Source organism: Micromonospora sp. NPDC051296 (assembly GCF_040682255.1).
Classification (GTDB): Bacteria; Actinomycetota; Actinomycetes; order Mycobacteriales; family Micromonosporaceae; genus Micromonospora; species Micromonospora craterilacus.
On sequence record NZ_JBFBAO010000515.1, the window covers coordinates 1 to 3878 of the forward strand.

The window sequence follows — 3878 nt, forward strand, 5'->3', positions numbered from 1 at the left end:
ACGCCCGGAGATCGTCGCGGCCCTTGGCGGTGAGCTGGTAGCACCGGCGGGCCGGCCCCGCCCCGGCGGTCTGCCACACGGAGATCAGCGACCGGTCGCTTTCCAGGCCGCGCAGCACCCGGTACACGTGGCCGGGTTCCACATCGGGCATTCCCATGTCCCGGAGCCGGTCGATCAGGTCGTACCCGTGACCGGGCCGTTCGAGGATCAGGACCAGGAGGAACGGATGCAGCAGACCGCGCAGCTCACGTCCGTGCATGCCAATCCCTTCCCGGGCGGGGGCACCGCTTTCTCCCGCAGTTAAGCACGCTTCCGCCCAAATCGGATTGGAACGCCCGATTAGGGGACAGCGACGTCGCGGTCCGTGGCCTTCCGACTTCCGACCGGCAGCAGCACCAGCACGCCGACCGCGACCAGCAGGTACGCGTTGCCGCCGAGGAAGCCGTGCGGACCGCCGAAGCCGTTGGCGAAGACCCAGACCACGCCGCTGCACAGCACCGCGTACGCGGCGATCCCGGCGCGCAGCCGCCGCCGGGCGGCCGGCCCGGCCGGGGGCCACGGCAGCGTCGCCGCAGCGACCACGACCAGGCCCGGGACCAGCCACACCAGGTGGTGCACCCAGGTGATCGGGCTGACCAGCAGCGCCAGCACGCCGGTGAGCGCGAAACCGGCCCGCTCGTCGCCGGACGCGACGGCCCGCCGGACGCGAACCCACCACACGGTGAGTGCCGCGGCGACCAGGGCGAGCCACAGCAGCCGGTCGGGGTGCCCCGGGTCGAGCCGGGCGACCAGCCCGAGCAGCGACTGGTTCGACACGTACTCCAGCTTCCCGACCCGCCCGGTGTCCCAGAGCGCCTCGGTGAAGAAGGTGCGGGTGGCGTGCGGGGCCGCGGCCGCCGCGAGCAGGGTCGCCGCCCCGGCGGTGCCGACGGCCGTCGCGGCGGCCCGCCACCGCCGGGTCACCAGCAGGTACGCGACGAAGACCGCCGGGGTCAGCTTGATCGCGGCGGCCAGTCCGATGCCGATACCGGCCAGCCGATGTCCCCGCGCCAACAGCCATAGGTCGAGGTAGACCAGCGCCATCAGCAGCAGGTTCACCTGACCGAAGCTGACCGTGTCGCGGATCGGATTGAGCCCGGCGAGCAGGCAGGCGGCCAGCGCGAAGGTGTACCACCGCGACCAGCCAGCACGCTGTGCGAGGGGATCGACCAGCAGGTACAGCAGGAATCCGGCCGCCACGACGGTGAGCGCCAGGTTGACCACGATCGTCGGGTACCACGGCAGGGCCGCCATCGGCAGCATGACGATCGCGGCGAACGGCGGGTAGGTGAAGCCGTAATCGTTCCAGGTCACCCACTCGTAGAGTTCCCCGCCGGCCGCCCAGTGCCGCACCGCGCCGTGGTAGACGCCGATGTCGAACCAGCCCCGGTGCCCGGGCAGCACGGCGATCGCCACCCCGATCAGCGTGGCCAGCCCGCTCACCAGCAGCACCCGGCGCCACGTACGGCCCCGCGCCCGCGCGGCCTCCACGGTGGTGGCCGTCACCGGGGCACCGCCAGCGCGAGCGGCGGCGGGGCGAGCAGCCGGAGCACACCAATGGTGCACAGCCCCACGAGCACACCCGCGGTTGCGAGCAACGCCTGTTCGGCGTCCGGACCGAAGCCGCTGGGCAGGGCCACGAAACCCAGCAGCGCCGCGCCGAGCGCCGCCACCCGCCGGGGCCGCCCGTCCGGGGCTGCCGCCGCGAGCAGGACCAGGCCCCACAGCGCGTACCAGGGCCGGGTCGCCGGGCCGAGCAGCGCCACGGCCAGCAGGACCAGGCTCACTGCGTAGACTGGGCCGAGCCGGTGCCGGTACCACCAGGCGGCGACGGCTACGGCGAGCACTCCGAGCAGCCCCACCGCGACGCTGGTACGCATCGGCGCGGTGCCGAGATCCAGGCCGAACGCCTCCGCCGCGCGCCGCGCGCCCCGGCCGAGAGCCGTCGAGATCGACCAGCTGTGCCGGTACGCCGGCGTGGCGAGGGCGCCGATCCAGCCGTACCCGATGCCGGTCACCCAGGTGACGGCGGCGCCGGTGAGCATCGCGAAGCCGGCGGTGCGGGCCACCGCGGCGGAGACGCCGATGCGCCGGACGGCGAGCGAGCCCACCACCAGCAGGCCCAACAGCGCCGGCACCTTCACCAGCGCGGCGAGCGTGACCAGCACGGCCGCCGCGCCGAACCGATCCGCGAGAGCCAGCCGCAGGCCAACGACGAGCAGCCCCAGCATCACCGCCTCGTTGTGGGCGCCGGCGACCAGGTGCAGCGGTACGAGCGGATTGAGCACGCCCAGCCAGAGCGCCGCGGCCGGGTCGACCCCGCAGTGCCGGGCCAGGCGGGGCAGGTTCACCACGAGCAGCGCCACCCCGGCCAGCGCGACGAGCCGCAGCGCGAGCACGCCGAGCGCCAGGTGCCCGCCGGTGAGCGCCGAGACCCCGGCGGCGAGCCACAGGAAGACCGGCCCGTACGGCGCGGGCGTCTGCTGCCACATCTGCGGCACCTCGGCGGCAAGCCGCCCGCCGAGGTGCGCCACCCCGAGCTGGTAGACGTCCAGGTCGGCGAGGACCATCGCGCCCTGCGCCAGGTAGCTGTAGGCGTCGCGGGAGAACATCGGCGGCGCGAGCAGCAACGGCCCGGCCCAGCAGACCAGGGTGATCGCAGTGCTGCGGAGGTCGGGGCGGGCCGCACCCTCCGGACCGGCCCGCCGCAGGTCGCGGCCCGCCATCCACCAGGCCACCGTGAGCAGCGTCAGCCCGGCGTAACCGAGAAGCAACGCCGGCCGGTCCAGGTGGCGCAGGGCCGTCCACCAGAGGCCGTCCTGCACCGGCAGCGCGCCGGCGCCGCAGCCCGCGACCGCCAGCAGAGTGGCACCCATCCCTCCGAGGAGGCGGTACGCGGGAGGGCTCAGCGGTGTCAGCACCGAGGCATGGTGCCAGCGCGACCTGGCTGCCAGACGGCCACTCGTAGATCAGTAGGCGACCGCCGAGTGTCCGCTCAGCCGCACGTCCGTCCGCGGCACGGTGTGCCGCCCACTCACCGCTGCCCGGCAGCCCCTTGCAGCCAGGTGGCCCACTGGTCGGCCTCCGCCAGCCGGGCGAACCCGTTCAGCGCTGCGGCAGCCAACCCGGCCGGCAGCAGACCGTGCTCCCGCACCTCCCGCCACTGGGCCAGACTCAGCTCCAGCACCCGGAGGCCGCGCAGCTCGGTGACCCGGTGCAGGTCACTCACGTCGGCATCGGACAGGTCGAGATGGGCGAGGACCGGCAGGGCTGCCAGCGGCCCGATCGCGACCGGGACGCGGGAGGCGAGCTTCAGCCCCCACAGGGTCGGGTGCTCACCGAGCGGCGAAAGGTCGACCCCTCCCCCATGATCCACGAGAATACATAGCGACGCGCCGGGACGTGCCTGCTGTTGGTGGTGCGCGCGACACTGAGCGCATGCACACGGATGACCTCACGCCGGCCGAGGCCGGCTGGCTCCGCGGCGGCAACTGGGCGGCCACCCAGACGGCGCTGGCCACAATGCACCGGAGGGGTGCCGTCCGAGCCAGCCGGGGCATGGTTGAGCGAGTGGCGTTGCCGCGGGCCGGCACCGAGCCGTTGGAACGCGCGCTCTACGGGGTCCTGTACGGGACGGTCGGCCCGCGTGAACTGATGAACAAGCCGCGCAGCCGTGCCGCGCTACGGGACGTACGACGGAAGCTCTCCAAGGCGGGCCTGGTCCGCTCGCCGTGGCGGCGTGTCGTCGTCCCGGCGGCGTTGATCACGCTGCCGGCTCTGCTGTTCGTCCGGCTTGCCGCACTCGGTGTCGCACCGGACTGGGCCGGCGCACCGGTGGT

At 74.0% G+C, this 3878-nt stretch carries 5 protein-coding genes; 1 reads left to right on the forward strand and 4 read right to left on the reverse strand.

Annotated elements, in window-relative coordinates; translation table 11 throughout:
• From AB0M52_RS32070 to AB0M52_RS32085, 4 genes are all read right to left on the reverse strand, one after another.
• The coding region (locus AB0M52_RS32070; RefSeq protein ID WP_363961454.1) for a helix-turn-helix transcriptional regulator at nt 1-259 on the reverse strand (259 nt) is incomplete at its 3' end.
• 80 nt (nt 260-339) lie between these two features.
• Nucleotides 340-1545, reverse strand: a complete 1206-nt coding sequence (locus AB0M52_RS32075; protein ID WP_363961456.1) for a glycosyltransferase 87 family protein — start codon at nt 1543-1545, stop codon at nt 340-342.
• On the reverse strand, nt 1542-2960 hold the full coding sequence (mptB, locus tag AB0M52_RS32080; protein ID WP_363961458.1) for a polyprenol phosphomannose-dependent alpha 1,6 mannosyltransferase MptB: 1419 nt from the start codon (nt 2958-2960) through the stop codon (nt 1542-1544). The genes AB0M52_RS32075 and mptB overlap by 4 nt, the downstream gene beginning before the upstream one ends.
• Before the next feature lie 113 nt (nt 2961-3073).
• Entirely contained in the window at nt 3074-3415 is a 342-nt protein-coding gene (locus AB0M52_RS32085; protein WP_363961460.1) for a hypothetical protein, read from the reverse strand.
• A gap of 62 nt (nt 3416-3477) precedes the next feature.
• On the opposite strand from AB0M52_RS32085, the gene AB0M52_RS32090 reads away from it, so the two are divergent.
• Nucleotides 3478-3878, forward strand: a 401-nt coding sequence (locus AB0M52_RS32090) for a TIGR04222 domain-containing membrane protein (protein ID WP_363961462.1), incomplete at its 3' end; no start/stop codon positions are given.